General features: G+C 60.2%; 16 protein-coding genes. 5 read left to right on the forward strand and 11 right to left on the reverse strand.

Annotated elements, in window-relative coordinates:
- Positions 1-35 precede the first annotated feature (35 nt).
- Complete coding sequence (locus tag JJD74_RS00925; protein WP_200610682.1) at positions 36-1,235, reverse strand: MFS transporter; 1,200 nt, start codon at positions 1,233-1,235, stop codon at positions 36-38.
- A 91-nt stretch (positions 1,236-1,326) separates the two neighbouring features.
- On the opposite strand from JJD74_RS00925, the gene JJD74_RS00930 reads away from it, so the two are divergent.
- On the forward strand, positions 1,327-1,869 hold the full coding sequence (locus tag JJD74_RS00930) for a TetR/AcrR family transcriptional regulator (protein WP_200610685.1): 543 nt from the start codon (positions 1,327-1,329) through the stop codon (positions 1,867-1,869).
- A 246-nt stretch (positions 1,870-2,115) separates the two neighbouring features.
- Positions 2,116-5,586, forward strand: a complete 3,471-nt coding sequence (locus JJD74_RS00935) for a hybrid sensor histidine kinase/response regulator (protein ID WP_200610698.1) — start codon at positions 2,116-2,118, stop codon at positions 5,584-5,586.
- 112 nt (positions 5,587-5,698) lie between these two features.
- Here the strand turns inward: JJD74_RS00935 and rmuC are convergent, their stop codons facing one another.
- Positions 5,699-7,063 (reverse strand): DNA recombination protein RmuC, encoded by a 1,365-nt coding sequence (gene rmuC / locus JJD74_RS00940; RefSeq protein ID WP_162184597.1) that lies wholly within the window; start codon positions 7,061-7,063, stop codon positions 5,699-5,701.
- A 175-nt stretch (positions 7,064-7,238) separates the two neighbouring features.
- A complete protein-coding gene (locus JJD74_RS00945) occupies positions 7,239-7,562 on the reverse strand; it encodes a sel1 repeat family protein (protein ID WP_047300324.1) in 324 nt (107 codons plus the stop codon).
- Between the two features lie 983 nt (positions 7,563-8,545).
- Here JJD74_RS00945 and JJD74_RS00950 point away from each other — a divergent pair.
- The 3 genes from JJD74_RS00950 to JJD74_RS00960 all read left to right on the forward strand — a co-directional run bounded on the left by JJD74_RS00950 (position 8,546) and on the right by JJD74_RS00960 (position 10,945).
- Complete coding sequence (locus JJD74_RS00950; RefSeq protein ID WP_042558329.1) at positions 8,546-8,770, forward strand: hypothetical protein; 225 nt, start codon at positions 8,546-8,548, stop codon at positions 8,768-8,770.
- A 274-nt stretch (positions 8,771-9,044) separates the two neighbouring features.
- Entirely contained in the window at positions 9,045-9,527 is a 483-nt protein-coding gene (locus JJD74_RS00955; protein WP_042558328.1) for a hypothetical protein, read from the forward strand.
- A gap of 146 nt (positions 9,528-9,673) precedes the next feature.
- Entirely contained in the window at positions 9,674-10,945 is a 1,272-nt protein-coding gene (locus tag JJD74_RS00960; RefSeq protein ID WP_042558327.1) for an OmpP1/FadL family transporter, read from the forward strand.
- 96 nt (positions 10,946-11,041) lie between these two features.
- Here the strand turns inward: JJD74_RS00960 and JJD74_RS00965 are convergent, their stop codons facing one another.
- The 8 genes from JJD74_RS00965 to cobU form a co-directional block, all read right to left on the reverse strand.
- The gene (locus tag JJD74_RS00965; RefSeq protein WP_042558326.1) at positions 11,042-11,602 is read right to left on the reverse strand and encodes a glutathione peroxidase; all 561 of its coding nucleotides are present in this window, start codon (positions 11,600-11,602) and stop codon (positions 11,042-11,044) included.
- 54 nt (positions 11,603-11,656) lie between these two features.
- The gene (locus tag JJD74_RS31105; protein ID WP_267910631.1) at positions 11,657-11,779 is read right to left on the reverse strand and encodes a hypothetical protein; all 123 of its coding nucleotides are present in this window, start codon (positions 11,777-11,779) and stop codon (positions 11,657-11,659) included.
- Entirely contained in the window at positions 11,776-12,984 is a 1,209-nt protein-coding gene (locus JJD74_RS00970; protein WP_047300322.1) for an MFS transporter, read from the reverse strand. The genes JJD74_RS31105 and JJD74_RS00970 overlap by 4 nt, the downstream gene beginning before the upstream one ends.
- A gap of 52 nt (positions 12,985-13,036) precedes the next feature.
- Positions 13,037-13,441, reverse strand: a complete 405-nt coding sequence (locus tag JJD74_RS00975) for a MarR family winged helix-turn-helix transcriptional regulator (protein ID WP_042558324.1) — start codon at positions 13,439-13,441, stop codon at positions 13,037-13,039.
- A gap of 124 nt (positions 13,442-13,565) precedes the next feature.
- Entirely contained in the window at positions 13,566-14,297 is a 732-nt protein-coding gene (locus JJD74_RS00980) for an adenosylcobinamide-GDP ribazoletransferase (protein ID WP_200610701.1), read from the reverse strand.
- A 1-nt stretch (position 14,298) separates the two neighbouring features.
- Positions 14,299-14,874: an alpha-ribazole phosphatase family protein gene (gene cobC / locus JJD74_RS00985; RefSeq protein WP_115148248.1), complete on the reverse strand. Its 576-nt coding sequence runs from the start codon at positions 14,872-14,874 to the stop codon at positions 14,299-14,301.
- Positions 14,871-15,926 (reverse strand): nicotinate-nucleotide--dimethylbenzimidazole phosphoribosyltransferase, encoded by a 1,056-nt coding sequence (gene cobT, locus JJD74_RS00990; protein WP_200610704.1) that lies wholly within the window; start codon positions 15,924-15,926, stop codon positions 14,871-14,873. The genes cobC and cobT overlap by 4 nt, the downstream gene beginning before the upstream one ends.
- Entirely contained in the window at positions 15,923-16,444 is a 522-nt protein-coding gene (gene cobU, locus JJD74_RS00995) for a bifunctional adenosylcobinamide kinase/adenosylcobinamide-phosphate guanylyltransferase (protein WP_042558320.1), read from the reverse strand. Before cobU ends, cobT begins: the two co-directional genes overlap by 4 nt.

Consider the following 16,444-nt stretch of genomic DNA (forward strand, 5'->3'; position numbering starts at 1 on the left):
GAATGGCTGCGCAAGGCTAACCGAAAGCGCAGTGGTTATGGAGCGCCGCACACCTTGACCGGTCGAGCCCGCAGACTGAGCAAAAGCGCCGCCACTGCCAGCACGATCAGCACCGCACCATACACATCGGTCGTCGCGAGCAGCCCCAGGCGATGGGTGAAATGCCCTGCCAATAGCGCCGGCAAGCAAAACGCCAGATAACTCAGCACATAAAACGCCGACATCAACCCGGCCCGCTCATGGGGCAAGGCCAGCGGTACGAGGCTGCGCACCGCGCCGAGAAATCCGGCACCGAATCCACAACCGGCCACCAGCGTGCCGAGGAAGAACAGCGACAGGCTGGCGCTGTGCACACCGAGCAGGATCAACACCAGCCCAATCGGCAGCAGACTTGCGCCCAACTGCAAAGCGCGCGTGGCAGGACGATTGCGCAGGATGAAGATCATCAGTGCCCCGGTCACGGTCAATGCCGCTACGGTGGCGCCGCCAATCAGGTTGGACGTGGAGCCTGTGGCGGTGCGCACCAGCGACGGTGCGAGCGATGCGTAAAAACCACCGAGCGCCCAGGTCGCGGTATTCAGTGGCAGGACCCGCCACAGCGTTGCGCGGGCCTGAACCGGCACATGCAGTGTCGGCCGCAACGATGCCCATGCGCCCGCTTGGGGGGACACGCTTTCGGGCAGCCGCCAGACATACAGTGCCTGCCCCACAAACAGCGCGAGCAGTAACCAATAGGTCAGTTGCAACGGCGCCGGCGCGAACTCCGCCAACAAGCCACAGCCCATGCCGCCCAGCGCCATGCCCAGCAATGGCGCGACGCTGTTGATCAACGGCCCTTGCTGACGGTCAATGTCGAGCAATGTCGCGCTGAGGACCGCAGTCGCCATACCGGTGGCGAAGCCTTGCAGCACGCGCGCGCTGATCAACCACGTCACGCTGTCGGCGCTGATGAACAGCAACATCGCCAGTGCGTTGAGCAACACGGCGGTGAAGATCACCGGTTTGCGTCCCAGATGATCGGAGAGCGAACCGACGGTTAATAGCGCCGCCAACAGACTCAGAGCGTAGACGCCGAAAATCAGGGTCAGCACCGCTGCCGAGAAGTGCAGTTGATCCTGATAAAGGTGGTACAGCGGTGTCGGCGCGGTGGAAGCGGCGAGAAAACTGAGTAAGGTGATCGCCAGAAACCACAGGCTGGGACGGTTGGACGCTAATCGGGACTGGGGGTTAATCATTTGCACACTCCGCAAAAGCTAATTTTTTGCTTTTGCGGAGTGTGCTACCGCTCAATGCTTAAAGCAAATTCTTTGTGTTAAGGTCTGACGCATGGCTATTAAAGAAGGTTTACGCCCCGGCGGTCGCAGTGCCCGGGTGCAAGAGTCGATACATTCGGCAGTCCGCGCATTGCTGCAAGAGCAGGAGCGCTCGACCGTGACCGTCCCGCAGATTGCGGCGCGTGCGGGCGTTACGCCGTCGACGATCTATCGGCGCTGGGGCGATCTGGCGGCGTTGCTGGCCGACGTCGCCCTGGCCCGCATGCGCCCCGACAGCGAGCCCGCGGAAACCGGCAGCCTGCGCAGCGACATCCGCGCATGGGCCGAGCAATATCTCGACGAGATGAGCTCCGAGCCTGGGCGCAACATGATGCGCGACGTGCAGGCGAGCGCCACACCGGGGTATTGCGTGGCGATCATCGGGGCGCAGTTGCAGACCATTATCGAGCGCCATCCCGATGAGGCGGCGCCCAGTGTTGATCAGTTGATCAATCAGGTCGTGGCGCCGGTCGTGTTCCGGATTCTGTTTTCAGCGGCGGCGCTGGAGGTGGATGAATTGCATCGACTGATTGATATCGCGTTGCAGCAGGACTAACGCCATCGCCGGCAAGCCAGCTCCCACAAGATCTGTGGAGTTCACAAATTTTGTGTTCACTGAAGATCCCTGTGGGAGCGGGCTTGCCAGCGATGAGACCTTAAAGGTCACCGCAGAACCACCCGGTTCCATTCCTGCGACACCCCGCCACGCCACGACCTTGGTCGACACTGACTAACCGCCGCGCGCATGCGAGACTGTCCGCCCGGGCAGGAGTGCCGGGGAGTCTTTAGTCGGGAGTGTTGCATGTCGTTGTCCACCGGGCTGATCGCCGCCGTCGCCCTAGCCTATATGGCCATCATGTTCGCCATCGCCTTCTACGGCGACCGTCGCAGCACGCCGTTGCCGCCGCGAGTGCGCGCGTGGGTCTACAGCCTGTCGCTGGCGGTTTATTGCACCAGTTGGACATTTTTCGGCGCGGTCGGCCAGGCGGCTGAACAGTTGTGGTCCTTCCTGCCGATTTACCTCGGGCCGATATTGCTGTTGGTCGGGGCGCCGTGGGTCTTGCAAAAAATGGTGATGATCAGCAAACAGGAGAACATCACCTCCATCGCTGACTTCATCGCTGCGCGCTACGGCAAATCGCAATCGCTGGCGGTCGTCGTCGCGCTGATCTGCCTGGTCGGCGTCCTCCCCTACATCGCCCTGCAACTCAAGGGCATCGTCCTCGGTGTGAACCTGTTGATCGGTGCCGGTGCGGACGCGATGGGCACGCGCGCCCAGGACACCGCGTTGATCGTGTCACTGGTGCTGGCGCTGTTCACCATCGTCTTCGGCACGCGCAACCTCGACGCCACCGAGCACCACCGCGGCATGGTGCTGGCGATTGCCTTTGAATCGCTGGTCAAGCTGTTCGCCTTTCTCGCCGTCGGCGCGTTCGTCACCTACGGCCTCTACGACGGTTTCGACGACCTGTTCAATCAAGCCATGCTCGCCCCGCGCCTCGAGGAATACTGGAAAGAAACCATTAATTGGCCGTCGATGGTGGTACAGACAGGCGTCGCGATGATGGCGATCATCTGCCTGCCACGGCAGTTTCACGTCACGGTGGTCGAGAACATTGATCCGCAGGATCTGCGCCTGGCCAAATGGGTGTTCCCCGCGTACCTCGCGCTGGCGGCACTGTTTGTAGTCCCGATCGCTTTGGCCGGTCAGATGCTGCTGCCGAGCGACGTATTGCCCGACTCGTTCGTGATCAGTCTGCCGCTGGCTCAGGCCCATCCGGCGTTGGCGATGCTGGCGTTTATCGGCGGCGCGTCGGCGGCCACCGGCATGGTCATTGTCGCGAGTGTGGCGCTGTCGACCATGGTCTCCAACGATATGCTGCTGCCGTGGCTGCTGCGACGCAATAACGCCGAGCGCCCGTTTGAAGTGTTCCGCCAGTGGATGCTGTCGGTGCGCCGCGTGAGCATTGTGGTGATTCTGTTGCTGGCGTACGTCAGCTATCGCCTGCTCGGTTCGACGGCGAGCCTGGCGACCATCGGCCAGATCGCCTTCGCCGCCGTGACCCAACTGGCGCCGGCCATGCTCGGCGCGCTGTACTGGAAACAGGCCAACCGACGCGGCGTGTTCGCCGGTCTCGCCGCCGGCACTTTCCTGTGGTTTTACACGCTGGTTTTGCCGATTGCCGCCCACAGCCTCGGCTGGTCGCTGAACAGTTTCCCGGGGTTGGCGTGGCTGCACAGTAACCCGCTGAACCTGCCAATCAGCCCGCTGACCCAAGGCGTGGTGTTGTCACTGGCCGGCAATTTCACGCTGTTTGCCTGGGTTTCGGTGCTGTCGCGCACGCGGGTGTCGGAGCACTGGCAGGCTGGGCGATTCATCGGTCAGGAGATCAGCGCCCGACCCAGTGCGCGGTCGATGCTGTCGGTGCAGGTCGACGATCTGCTGCAACTGGCGGCGCGGTTTGTCGGTGAGGAGCGTGCTCGCCAGAGCTTTATTCGCTTCGCCTACCGCCAAGGCAAGGCTTTCAACCCGAACCAGAACGCCGACGGCGAATGGATCGCCCATACCGAGCGCTTGCTGGCCGGTGTCCTGGGCGCTTCTTCGACGCGAGCGGTGGTAAAAGCCGCGATCGAAGGTCGGGAAATGCAGTTGGAGGACGTAGTCCGAATCGCTGACGAAGCCTCGGAAGTCCTGCAATTCAACCGCGCTCTGCTGCAAGGCGCGATTGAAAACATCACCCAAGGCATCAGCGTGGTCGACCAGTCGCTGAAGCTTGTCGCCTGGAACCGACGTTACCTGGAGTTGTTCAACTACCCGGACGGTTTGATCAGCGTCGGCAGGCCAATCGCCGACATCATTCGCTACAACGCCGAGCGCGGGTTGTGTGGTCCCGGCGAGGCTGAAGTGCATGTCGCGCGTCGTTTGCACTGGATGCGTCAGGGCCGCGCGCACACCTCCGAACGGCTGTTCCCCAACGGCCGGGTGATTGAGCTGATCGGCAATCCGATGCCCGGTGGCGGCTTCGTCATGAGTTTCACCGACATCACCGCGTTCCGTGAAGCCGAACAGGCGCTGACCGAGGCCAACGAAGGCCTGGAACAACGGGTCAGCGAGCGAACCCAGGAACTGTCGCAACTCAACGTCGCGCTGACCGAAGCCAAGGCCACCGCCGAAACCGCCAACCAATCGAAAACCCGATTTCTCGCGGCAGTCAGCCATGACTTGATGCAGCCGTTGAACGCGGCGCGACTGTTCTCCGCCGCCCTCTCCCACCAAGACGACGGCTTGAGCAGCGAGGCGCAGAAACTGGTGCAGCATCTCGACAGTTCGTTGCGTTCGGCCGAGGATCTGATCAGCGATCTGCTGGACATTTCCCGCCTGGAAAACGGCAAGATCAATCCCGATCGCAAGTCCTTTGCGGTGAACGAACTGTTCGACATTCTCGGCGCCGAGTTCAAGGCGCTGGCCCAGGAGCAAGGTTTGACCTTCCGTGTGCGTGGCAGCCACATGCGCATCGACAGCGACATCAAGTTGCTGCGGCGGATTCTGCAAAACTTCCTGACCAACGCGTTCCGCTATGCCAAAGGCCCGGTATTGCTCGGTGTACGGCGGCGCGGCGGGAAGTTGTGCCTGGAAGTATGGGATCGCGGACCGGGCATTCCGGAAGACAAGCAACAGGTGATATTCGAGGAATTCAAACGTCTCGACAGCCATCAGACGCGCGCCGAAAAAGGCCTGGGGCTTGGGCTGGCAATCGCTGATGGCCTGTGTCGCGTACTCGGGCATACCCTGCGCGTGCGCTCGTGGCCGGGGCGCGGCAGTGTGTTCAGCGTTACGGTGCCGTATGCGCGCACACAAACCATACCGGCCACTGCCGCTGTGGAATTGAACGGCAAATTGCAGAACGGCGCACAAGTGCTGTGCATCGACAATGAAGACAGCATTCTGATCGGCATGAACAGCCTGTTAAGCCGCTGGGGCTGCCAGGTCTGGACGGCGCGCAATCGCGAGGAATGCGAGGCGTTGCTCGGTGACGGAGTGCGGCCGCAACTGGCGCTGGTCGACTATCACCTGGATCACGGCGATACCGGCACCGAGTTGATGGCGTGGCTGCGCACGCGTCTCGGCGAGCCGGTGCCGGGCGTGGTGATCAGCGCCGACGGACGCCCGGAGATGATTGCGCAGGTGCATGCAGCGGGGCTGGATTATCTGGCCAAACCGGTGAAACCGGCGGCGTTGCGGGCGTTGTTGAGTCGGTATCTACCGCTGTAAACGTACGACTTGGGTGTTGTAGCGATACCGCTGCCGTCCTCGCAAGCAAGCTCGCTCCCACAATGTTCAGGTGATTCATGTGGGAGCGAGCCTGCTCGCGAAGCTTTCCAGACTATTCCGGCAACTCAACCAACCCATCAACATCCGTCATCGCCCGCTCCAGCAGATCCGCCGGCAAGCTTTTGCTCGCCCGTGCGCCCAACAGTTTGAGTTGCTCACTGCGGCTGACCAGGTTGCCGCGCCCTTCTGTCAGTTTGTTGCGCGCCGAGCTGTAGGCTTTGTCCAGTTGTTGCAGACGATTGCCGACTTCGTCCAGATCCTGAATGAACAGCACGAACTTGTCGTAAAGCCAGCCGGCGCGCTCGGCGATTTCCCGCGCGTTCTGGCTCTGACGCTCTTGCTTCCACAGGCTGTCAATGACGCGCAATGTCGCCAGCAATGTGGTTGGGCTGACGATCACGATGTTGCGGTCGAACGCTTCCTGAAACAGCGATGGCTCGGCCTGCAATGCCGCCGAAAACGCGGCTTCGATCGGCACGAAGAGCAAAACGAAATCAAGGCTGTGCAGGCCTTCCAGGCGTTTGTAATCCTTGCCGGCCAGGCCTTTGACATGGTTGCGAAGGGACAGTACGTGCTGCTTGATCGCGATCTGCCCGAGCGTGTCGTCCTCGGCCGCGACGTATTGCTGATACGCCGTGAGACTGACCTTGGAGTCGACCACCACCTGTTTGTCGCCTGGCAGATAAATGACCACGTCTGGCTGGAAACGCTCACCATCCGGACCTTTGAGATTGACCTGCGTCTGATACTCGCGACCCTTCTCCAGGCCTGCGTGTTCCAGCACGCGTTCGAGAATCAACTCACCCCAATTGCCTTGGGTTTTCTGGCCTTTAAGGGCACGGGTCAGGTTCGTGGCTTCGTCACTCAAACGCAGATTGAGCGCTTGCAGACGCTCCAGCTCCTTGGCCAGCGAAAAGCGTTCGCGGGCCTCGGCCTGGTAACTTTCTTCCACACGTTTTTCGAAGGATTGAATGCGTTCTTTCAACGGATCGAGCAACTGACCGAGGCGTTGTTGGCTGGTTTCGGCAAAGCGCTGTTCACGCTCGTCGAAGATCTTGCCCGCCAGCTCGGCGAACTGCGCCCGCAATTCATCACGCGAACCTTGCAGATCATCGAGGCGCTGTTGATGGCTCTCCTGCTGCTCGCGCAGTTCGGCGTTCAGCGAAGCCGCCTGCGCGTCGAGACGACGCAGTTCGGCCTCCTTGTTGGCGCGCTCAAGGTTCCAGGCGTGGGAGGCGTCACGGGCGTCGTCACGTTCTATCTGCAACAGCTCGACTTCGCGGCGCAGGGCTGCCAGTTCTGCTTGCTTGGCGGCGTTGGCCTGGCCGAGGTCGGCGATTTCATCGCGACCGGCATCCAGTTGCGCGTTGAGCCCGTCCTGCGCCAGTTGCGCCATGGCCAACCGTTCTTCCAGCAACGCCACCTGCGCTTGCCCGTTGCTTGCCCGACGTTGCAGTTGCCAGGCCAAAGCCAACAACGGCAGCCCAGCGCCTGCGAGACCGAGCAATACGCTGGTCAAGTCCATAGCCATAGCGACTCCTGCCGATCGGTTAAAGCCTGAAGGGTAACCAAGGTGTCAGAACTTGGACAGCTCAGTCTTCGAGCAGGCCGAGTTCCACTTGGGCACGATGATCGCCAGCGCGAGCAGCCTGACGCAGCAGATCCTGACCGATGCGGCGATCGCGTGCATTACCACACTCGCGGCACATCAACTGGCCGAGGCGGCTTTGCGCGGCAACCACACCTTCGCGCGCCGGTTGCTTGAGCAGGCGGCCGGCAAGGTGCTTGGCGTTGTGGCTTTCGCTCAGGCGCGGGCTGTCGAGCAGCCATTCGGCCACGCGCACGGAAAATCGCTTGGGCGGGATAACAGGAGGGGGTTGTGAGGTAACAGGGTCTGATACTGAGCGAAACTTCATAAAGCACTGTGGGACAGATCGGAAGGCGCGCCACTCTACTCTCTTTTTCTTACAGGTAAAGTCGAAATAAAACCCGGCACGCCCGTCCTAGAGCAAGCGCTCGGGACAATCCACAGAAGCTGTGGATAAGTCAGTGGACAACCGTCCTCCAACCCTCGCAAAGCCTTATGGAATGGGGCCCGCAGTCAAACTGACGATTTTTTCACCAACAAAAAAAAGCGATGTTTTTCATTGACTTAAACTTTCGATACAGGCAGCCATCAGGGTCAGGTTTGATATGACAGTGCTGTTACAGCCTGTGCAACTAATGTGCACAAGTACCTGTTACCCGGTTATATCGGTGCGCTTTTTCGGGTCGTTTTGCGCTTCGGGCTGGGGATAAGCGGCGTCTCGGTGGGAACCGCGCACGGTTTTGTGGCGACGAGTGGTCAACCTGACGTTTCATTTGTTATCCGATTACCACCCCCGCGAGCAAGCTCGCACCCACAATGGGCTGCGTTTTCTTGTAGAACACAACTTTTTTGGCGCAGGGTTTGCTTTACCAATTTCGATCCGTTACTATCCGCGGCGTTAGTACCAAGCTGAAAGTCAATTCCGGTCGAACAATCCCCACGGTGCGCCTTCCAACAAGAAGCCCTCACCGAAAAAAGCGGATACGACCCCTCGATGGTTTCCAGGTAAATCTTGCGACGACACAGCCTTTGAATGATGCAAAGGGTGTTGCGAAGACCTATTACTCTGACCGAACCAACCTGCAAATTGATCAGGATCTTCACCCCGGGCCCAGAACCTTTGCCCTTGATGTGTTGCCTGTCCTCCTAAGTACCTACCTGCCAGCCCAAGCGCGCCAAATTATCAGCGCTTCAAACTGGCTGCTTTGTTCCAGTCGGGTTCTTCGTTCGACCAATGGTGGTCGACGTTACTGGAACGTTTTAACGTTGCACGGTTCTTATCCGTGTCATTTGTAGGAACACCTAATAACTATGTCGACTCAAATCCATACTCAGGACGCCATTCGCGCCCTAACCAACGCTTTTGCTCCAATGAACTGCCTGATCATGGCCGCTCGCAAAGGCTGCTTCAGCTTCACACTGGTCAACGAACACGGGATCGCCCGCCATAGCGAGCGTCTGTATCCCGATCAGTACTCCAGCGCCGAACCGCTGCAGGCTGTTATTGATCGAACGCGTCAGGCACTGGTTGCCTGAGAGCCGAAAAGGCTGCAACAAACGAAGCCCCGCTTAAAACGCGGGGCTTTTTATTGCCTGATGTTTCACTTTTAAGCCTTGGCGCCTAAGCACCATCGGATATAACGGTTATAACGTGCAGCCGGAAATATTTTAAAAACAGTCCTTTACGTCGCGAATATGACACTACACTTCAACTCAAGCGGCGCTGTCCGCTTCCGGCGAGCCTGAACCGATCCACCGTTGCCAAGGCCCCTTTCAGGTGTCGCCGCCCAATAACAAGATCGAGGGCTTTATGGGTATCGCTGCCAGCGAACTGTGCCGCTACGTGATTCGCCCCACGCTGATTTATCTGGGCCGTCACTGCGCCACCGCCGAATCACTGTTGCTGGGCATCGCCGCCAGCCAGTCCGCCCTCGGCTCCGCCCTGCATGACCGCCGTGGACACGGCCTCTACCGCATTGCCGAGCATCGCCATCAAGCACTCTGGGATGACTATCTGGCGCTTGATCCGGAACGTGCCAGCCTCGTTCGCGGACTGGCCAGCCAACACGCATTTCTCAGCGGACCGCACCTGGAATTGACCGTCAATCTGCGTTACGCCACAGCTATCGCCTGGCTGCTGGTCGAAGAACAAAACCCCACCCTCCCCGACCCGAACGACTTGCTCGGTATGGCGCGTATCTGGCGTCAGACCTTCCAGCCTCAAGGTCGTCTGCGCGATTTCACCTGCGCCTGGCAGACTTGTGTTTCACCGCTGAATCAGGTCGCTTGCTGACCGTCCAGTTCCGCAAGATCCTGTAACAGGTCGCGAATTTGGTCGGATTGTCCTACAAAATCGCTCTAAATCAAGGCATTCAGGCTATAGCGCTGAGACGAAAATGTTGGTAATTTTCGCCCCGGTGATCACCAGGAGTTCTAATAATGAAAAAAGTAATGCTCAAAACCACCCTTAGCCTTGCCGTTACCTTGGCATCCACGCAGATTTTCGCCGCTGGCTTTGCCATCAACGAACACAGCATTAGCGGGATGGGGACTGGGTACGCCGGGCGATCTTCTTCTGCCGATGACGCAAGCACTGTTTATGGCAACCCTGCCGGCATGTCGCGCATCAAGCGCGAACAAATCACCGGCGGCGCTGCATTCCTCGACGCATCGACCGATATCAGCAACGCCAGCTCCAGCCCGAATGGCGGGAGCAACAAAGGCGACATGGTGCCCTTCACCGCCGTACCTATGGGCTACTACGTCAAGCCAATCGACGATCACTGGGCATTCGGTTTCGGCGTTTACGTGCCGTTCGGCCTGATCACCGACTATGAAAACAACTTCGCCGGCCGCTACTTTGGCAGCAAGTCGGAAGTGCAAGTCATCACCTTCCAGCCGACCATCAGCTACGCCTTCAACGACAAGGTGTCGATCGGTTTCGGTCCGACCATCAACCGCATCGACGGCAAGCTGGAATCCAACCTGTCAATCACCCCGGCCTTCCCCGATGGCAAGGTCAAGATCAAGGGTGACGACACCGCGCTGGGCTACAACATCGGTGTATTGGTACAAGCGACCGACTCCACCCGCGTGGGTCTGACTTACCACTCGAAAGTCGACTACAAGCTCGAAGGCGACACCAAGGTCAACTACGGCGTACTGGGCCTGGCCGGTCTGAGCTCCAGCCAGAAGTACGACGCGTCGCTGAAGATCACCACACCTGAGTCGGTGGATCTGTCCGTCACTCAAGCAATCAACGATCAGTGGACTGTTTACGCCGGTTCGACTTTTACCCGCTGGAGCCAGCTGGATAAAATCACCGTCGAGAACTCCGGCGTTCAGCCTGCACTGGCCGGTCAGTTCGGCGAAATCAACGAAGACCAGAACTGGCACGACTCCTGGGCGTACGCGATCGGTACTTCGTACCAGTTGAACAAGGAATGGGTGCTGCGCACCGGTCTGACCTTCGACCAGTCGCCGACCAACAACGTCGACCGTTCGCCACGCATCCCGACTGGCGACCGGACCATCTTCAGCGTCGGTGCCGGCTGGAGCCCGACCGAAGACCTGACCATCGACGTCGCCTATTCGTACCTGAAGGAAGAGTCGGTCAACGTTCGTAACGAAAACAATCGTGGCCAGACTTACAACGCCAAGTATGAAAACTCGGCAAACGGCTTCGGCGTCGGCGCTACCTACCGCTTCTGATGCTATCGGGCGGGGCTAACCCCTCGCCCACTGAAAAGCCCCGCTCTCTTTGCAGAAGGCGGGGCTTTTTTATGCCTGGCTCGTTAACTCTGAGCCTTAGGGTTTCAGCGGTTTCGAGGCGATAGCTTTTTCGATCGCCGCAATAAACTCCGGATCATCCGGTTTGGTCAGGCTGGAGAAGTTGGCGATCACCTTGCCTTGGCGATCAACTACATATTTGTAGAAATTCCACTTCGGCGCGCTGCTCTGAGCGGCCAACACCTGGAACATATGCGTGGCATCATCGCCGCGGACTTTCTGCGGCTCGGTCATGGCAAACGTCACGCCGTAGTTGGCGTAGCAGACCTTGGCGGTCTCGACGCTGTCCTTGGACTCCTGCTTGAAGTCATTGGAAGGCACGCCGAGCATTTCCAGCCCCTGCGCCTTGTAGCGTTGATTGAGCGCCTCAAGGCCTTCGAATTGCGGCGCAAAACCGCAGAAGCTGGCGGTGTTGATCACCACCAGCGGTTTGTCCGCGTACTGTTTGCACAGATCGATGGATTCCTTGGCGCGCAACTTGGGCAGCGAGCCTTGCAACAATTCCGGACAGTCAGCGGCCTGGGCCAGGCCAGTCAACCCCATCAGCAACACGGGAACAGCACACCAGCGCATCAGCATGTCGAGCATCCTTGAGCAGTCATCAGCCTTCGAAGTTACTCGCCAAGCACGTCTCTAGCAAATGCTCATGCCCAACTGCATCAAGGCAAGGCCGCCCTGCTGCCAGCCCCACCACACCAGCGCCAACAATGCAGCAGCCAGTGCGGTAATGACGATTCGCGGCCAGAGACGGCTCATGCGACGCTCACACGAGGTTGCAGACGTTCGACCGGGCGCTCGCGCACCGGCCAGTTCAACGCCGCCGCCAGCACACTCAGAAGCACCGCCACTTGCCAGATCAAGTCATAACTCCCGGTACGGTCATACACCACCCCGCCCAGCCAGCCGCCGAGGAACGAACCGAGCTGATGGAACAGGAACACAATACCTCCGAGCATGGACAGATTTCGTACGCCGAACAAGGTCGCCACCGTGCCGTTGGTCAATGGCACCGTCGACAGCCACAGGAAGCCCATGGCCATGCCGAACAGATAGGCCGTCGTGGTCGTCACCGGCAGCCACAGGAACAGCACGATCACCACCGCCCTCATCAAATACAGCGCCGTCAGCAAACGCGGTTTGGACATACGCCCACCCAACCATCCGGCCGTGTACGTGCCGAAGATATTGAACAGCCCGATCAGCGCCAGCACCGTAGTGCCGACGGTGGCCGGCAGATGTTGATCGACCAGATACGCCGGCAAATGCACGCCGATAAACACCACCTGAAATCCGCAGACGAAGAAACCGAGCGCCAACAGCCAGAATCCGGAATGCGAACAGGCTTCGCGAAGGGCTTCGGACAGCGTCTGCTCATGGCCCAGTACCGGCAGCGGCTTGTCCTTGAGCATGCTCACCAGCGGCACAATCATCGCCACCAACAGACCCAACACGAGCAATGCGGCCGACCAGCCGAGCCAACCAATCAGTCCGAGTGTGCCCGGCAACATGGCAAACTGCCCGAACGACCCGGCGGCACTGGCGATGCCCATGCCCATGCTGCGTTTCTCCGGCGGCACGGCCCGCCCGACCACGCCGAGGATCACCGAAAACGAAGTGCCGGACAGGCCGATACCGATCAGCAACCCAGCGCTCAATGACAACGTCATCGCCGAGTCGGACAAGCCCATGCACACCAGACCCACGGCATAGAGCACCCCGCCAACCAGCACAACTTTTGCCGCGCCAAAACGGTCGGCCAGCGCGCCGGTGAACGGCTGCGCCAGACCCCAGATCAAATTCTGCAAAGCAATGGCGAAGGCGAATACCTCACGCCCCCAGCCGAACTGCGCACTCATCGGTGAAAGGAACAGGCCAAAGCCGTGTCGCACGCCCAATGACAACGCCAGGATCAGCGCACTTCCGAGCAACACCCAACCGCACGTACGCCACATCGATGTCATTATTATTCTCCAGTCGCGGGTATATACCCGCTTGAACTCGAACAAACTGGCATCAAGCCAGTTCGTCGAGCAATTTCAGCAAGGTTTCACGCTTCTCGGCGCCCAGACGATCAATCAATCGCTGTTGCGCCGCTTCCCAGGCCGGCAAGGCTGCTGCCAGACGTTGCGCACCGGTTTCGGTGAGACAGACGATGCGATTGCGCATGTCTTCGCCCTCAGCCAGCGCCACTAGCCCTTCGCCTTCCAGCACCCGCAGATTGCGCCCGAGGGTGCTGCGATCCAGGCCCATGGCTTCGGCGAGTTCGGAAATGCTCGGCTGATCCAGACGCTGCAGATTGCACAGCAAAGAATACTGGGCAACGTTGATCCCGAAGCCGTCGAGAGCGCCGTCGTAATGCCTGCTGACGCCACGAGCGGCGCGACGCAGGTTAGTGCACAAACACTGAGAAGGAAGCATGATGCGTGTATATACCCGCGACTGTGTTAAATCAAGTTATAGATCAAAAGATCGCAGCCTTCGGCAGCTCCTGCATTGGGATGCTTACCCTGTAGGAGCTGCCGAAGGCTGCGATCTTTTGACGTTAAAGCAGCACGATTCCAACCAGCACCGCCATCTCCAGCAATTCCAGCAGCGCCCCGGCGGTATCGCCGGTCGTGCCGCCTAACCGCCGCATCATCACATGCCGCAGCCAGATAAACACACCGACCGCCACCAGCAGCGCAATAATCGCCTGGGACCCGGCAATCGCCACGCAGGCTAGCGCGCTGCCGCCCAGCACCCACCAACCCGCCTTGCGCGGCAGATGATCGGCCAGTGCCTGCCCCAACCCACCCTTGCGCATGTACGGCGTGGTCAGAAACAACCCCAGCAACGCCGCGCGCCCAAGCAGCGGCGCTATGATCAGCACCAGACCTTGCTGCTGCTCGATCAGCGCCAGCAACGCGGCAAACTTGAGCAGCAACACCAGCACCAGCGTCACCACCGCAATCGGCCCGCTGCGCGGATCTTTCATGATCGTCAGGGTACGTTCGCGATCACCGAAGCCGCCGAGCCAGGCATCGGCGCTGTCCGCCAGGCCATCAAGGTGCAATGCGCCGCTGAGCAATACCCAAATCGTCAACAGCAATGCCGCATGCAACAGCAGTGGTGCGCCCGCCAATGCCAGGTTCAGCCCCCAAAGAATCACCCCGAACAGCAATCCCACCAGCGGATAGAACAGCAGCGAACGCCCGAGTTGTTCGGGCTCCGGCATCCCCGGCAGACGAATCGGCAGACTGCTAAGAAATTGCAGAGCGATCCACAACGGCAACATGTCAGCGACCTTCCTTGAGTGAACCATCGGCTTCAACACTCAGCGAAAACAGCGCACCGTGCATAACTTCTACATTGAGCAATTGTTCACGCGGCAATCCCCGCGCCTGCGCCAGCAACAAACGCATGACACCGCCATGACTGACCAGCAACACGCGCTCGCCAGCGTACGCTGCTTGCAGCCGTGCGACGGCCGTCAGTACTCGCGAAGAAAAATCGCTGACCGGCTCACCCTGCGGTGGCGTAAACGCATACGGATCGGCCCAGAACAGCCCTAACGCTTCGGCATCCGTCTCCATCAGCGCCGCCGCGCTCTGCCCCTCCCACGCGCCGAAATGCAGTTCTTGCAGGTCCTTTTCCAGATGCACCGGCAGATTCAGCTGCTCACCCAACTCTGCGGCAAACCGCGCACAGCGCTGCAACGGCGAGCTGACCAAGCGATCCCACGGCCCCCCTTCGAGCACCGCTTCGCGCATCTGCGCCCAACCCTTTTCGGTGAGCGCATCGTCGAGGCTGCCGCGCAACCCACCGCCGAGTTCGGTTTCACCATGGCGCAGCAGATCAAGTCGCAAGGTCATGCCGGACGATCCGCTACCGCCGCTTCCGCGAACGTTGCCATCTGCCCGTGCAGATCACACGCCAGACGCAACAACGGCACCGCCAACGCCGCACCGCTGCCCTCGCCCAGGCGCAGGCCCAGTTCGAGCAACGGTTCGGCGCTCAGGGTTTCCAGCACATGACGATGACCCGGCTCGGCCCCGCGATGGCCGAACAGCAGCCACTCGCGACAGGCAGGACTCAAACGCACCGCCACCAGCGCAGCGACTGTGCAGATAAAGCCGTCAACCAATACCGCAACACCTTCCTGCGCACAGGCCAGATACGCGCCGACCAGTGCGGCGATTTCGAAACCGCCCACGTTGAACAGCGTCTGCAACGCATCACCGCGCTGGGCCGCGTGCAGGGCCAGGGCGCGCTCGATCACTTGCGCTTTATGGCTGACGCCTTCGGCGTTCAGGCCAGTACCCGGGCCGGTCAGATGCATCACCGGGCAATCGAGCAAGGCACAGGCCAGGGCACTTGCCGCAGTGGTGTTGCCGATGCCCATTTCCCCGCCGATAAACAGCTGAGTGCCGGCAGCTTTTGCCCGCAGCGCGCTGTCGCGACCAGCCTGTAAAGCCAATTCGCCCTGGGCCTGAGTCATCGCCGCGCCCTTGGCGAAATTTGCCGTGCCCGGGCCGATGTTCAAGTGGCGCACGCCCGGCAAGTTCAGCGACGGCGTCACCGTGCCCAGATCCACCACTTCCAGCTGCGCATTGAGTTGACGCGCGAGCACGCTGATCGCCGCGCCACCACTGACGAAGTTGAGCAACATCTGCCCGGTGACTTCCTGCGGAAATGCCGACACGCCTTCAGCGACCACACCATGGTCACCGGCAAAAATCGCAATCCAGACCTGCGCAAGCGTCGGTTTGACCTGCCCTTGCAGGCCGGCCAGTTGCACCGCCACCGACTCAAGACGCCCCAGCGAACCGGCCGGTTTGGTCAGTTGCTGTTGCCGTGCCGCCGCTTGTTCAACGATATCGGCATGCACCGCTTTACACGGATTGAGCCACCAGGCTTGAGTCATAACGCAGGTCCTTTCAGAGTCAGGGGCAGGCCGGCGACGGTCAACACGACACGCTGACAGCGCTCAGCCAGGGCTTGATGCAGCCAACCGGCTTCATCGACATAGCGGCGAGTCAATTCGCCCAGCGGCACGACACCCATTCCGGTCTCGTTGCTGACAAAAATGATTTCGCCCGGCAGTGACGCCAGGCAGTCCAGCAGGGCTTCGCGTTCGGCGGCGAGGCGCGTGGCGTCTTCGAGCATCAGCAGATTGGTCAGCCACAGCGTCAGGCAATCGACCAGCAGGCAGCGCTCGGCGCTGGCGTTTTCACGCAAGATGCGGGCGAGCTGCAGCGGCTCTTCGATGAGTGCCCATTCGACAGGACGGCGCGCGCGGTGATGGGCGACACGCTCGCTCATTTCACCGTCCAGCGGCTGGCTGGTGGCGATGTAGGTGACGGCCAACGCGCTGTCAGTCGCGAGTTTTTCGGCGAGGCGACTTTTGCCGGAGCGGGCGCCGCCGAGGATCAGCTGAAGCAT

Source organism: Pseudomonas sp. MF6776, from assembly GCF_016613125.1.
In the GTDB taxonomy this organism is placed as follows: domain Bacteria; phylum Pseudomonadota; class Gammaproteobacteria; order Pseudomonadales; family Pseudomonadaceae; genus Aquipseudomonas; species Aquipseudomonas iridis.

Excerpts from the sequence above, each read along its gene's own strand:
- JJD74_RS00970 (WP_047300322.1), bottom strand. The coding sequence starts at position 12,984 with ATGACATCGATGTGGCGTACGTGCGGTTGGGTGTTGCTCGGAAGTGCG.
- JJD74_RS31105 (WP_267910631.1), bottom strand. The coding sequence starts at position 11,779 with ATGAGCCGTCTCTGGCCGCGAATCGTCATTACCGCACTGGCTGCTGCA.
- JJD74_RS00975 (WP_042558324.1), bottom strand. The coding sequence starts at position 13,441 with ATGCTTCCTTCTCAGTGTTTGTGCACTAACCTGCGTCGCGCCGCTCGT.
- JJD74_RS00925 (WP_200610682.1), bottom strand. The coding sequence starts at position 1,235 with ATGATTAACCCCCAGTCCCGATTAGCGTCCAACCGTCCCAGCCTGTGG.
- JJD74_RS00965 (WP_042558326.1), bottom strand. The coding sequence starts at position 11,602 with ATGCTGATGCGCTGGTGTGCTGTTCCCGTGTTGCTGATGGGGTTGACT.
- cobU (WP_042558320.1), bottom strand. The coding sequence starts at position 16,444 with ATGCTTCAGCTGATCCTCGGCGGCGCCCGCTCCGGCAAAAGTCGCCTC.
- cobC (WP_115148248.1), bottom strand. The coding sequence starts at position 14,874 with ATGACCTTGCGACTTGATCTGCTGCGCCATGGTGAAACCGAACTCGGC.
- JJD74_RS00945 (WP_047300324.1), bottom strand. The coding sequence starts at position 7,562 with ATGAAGTTTCGCTCAGTATCAGACCCTGTTACCTCACAACCCCCTCCT.
- JJD74_RS00980 (WP_200610701.1), bottom strand. The coding sequence starts at position 14,297 with ATGTTGCCGTTGTGGATCGCTCTGCAATTTCTTAGCAGTCTGCCGATT.
- JJD74_RS00935 (WP_200610698.1), top strand. The coding sequence starts at position 2,116 with ATGTCGTTGTCCACCGGGCTGATCGCCGCCGTCGCCCTAGCCTATATG.
- JJD74_RS00950 (WP_042558329.1), top strand. The coding sequence starts at position 8,546 with ATGTCGACTCAAATCCATACTCAGGACGCCATTCGCGCCCTAACCAAC.
- JJD74_RS00955 (WP_042558328.1), top strand. The coding sequence starts at position 9,045 with ATGGGTATCGCTGCCAGCGAACTGTGCCGCTACGTGATTCGCCCCACG.
- JJD74_RS00960 (WP_042558327.1), top strand. The coding sequence starts at position 9,674 with ATGAAAAAAGTAATGCTCAAAACCACCCTTAGCCTTGCCGTTACCTTG.
- cobT (WP_200610704.1), bottom strand. The coding sequence starts at position 15,926 with ATGACTCAAGCCTGGTGGCTCAATCCGTGTAAAGCGGTGCATGCCGAT.
- JJD74_RS00930 (WP_200610685.1), top strand. The coding sequence starts at position 1,327 with ATGGCTATTAAAGAAGGTTTACGCCCCGGCGGTCGCAGTGCCCGGGTG.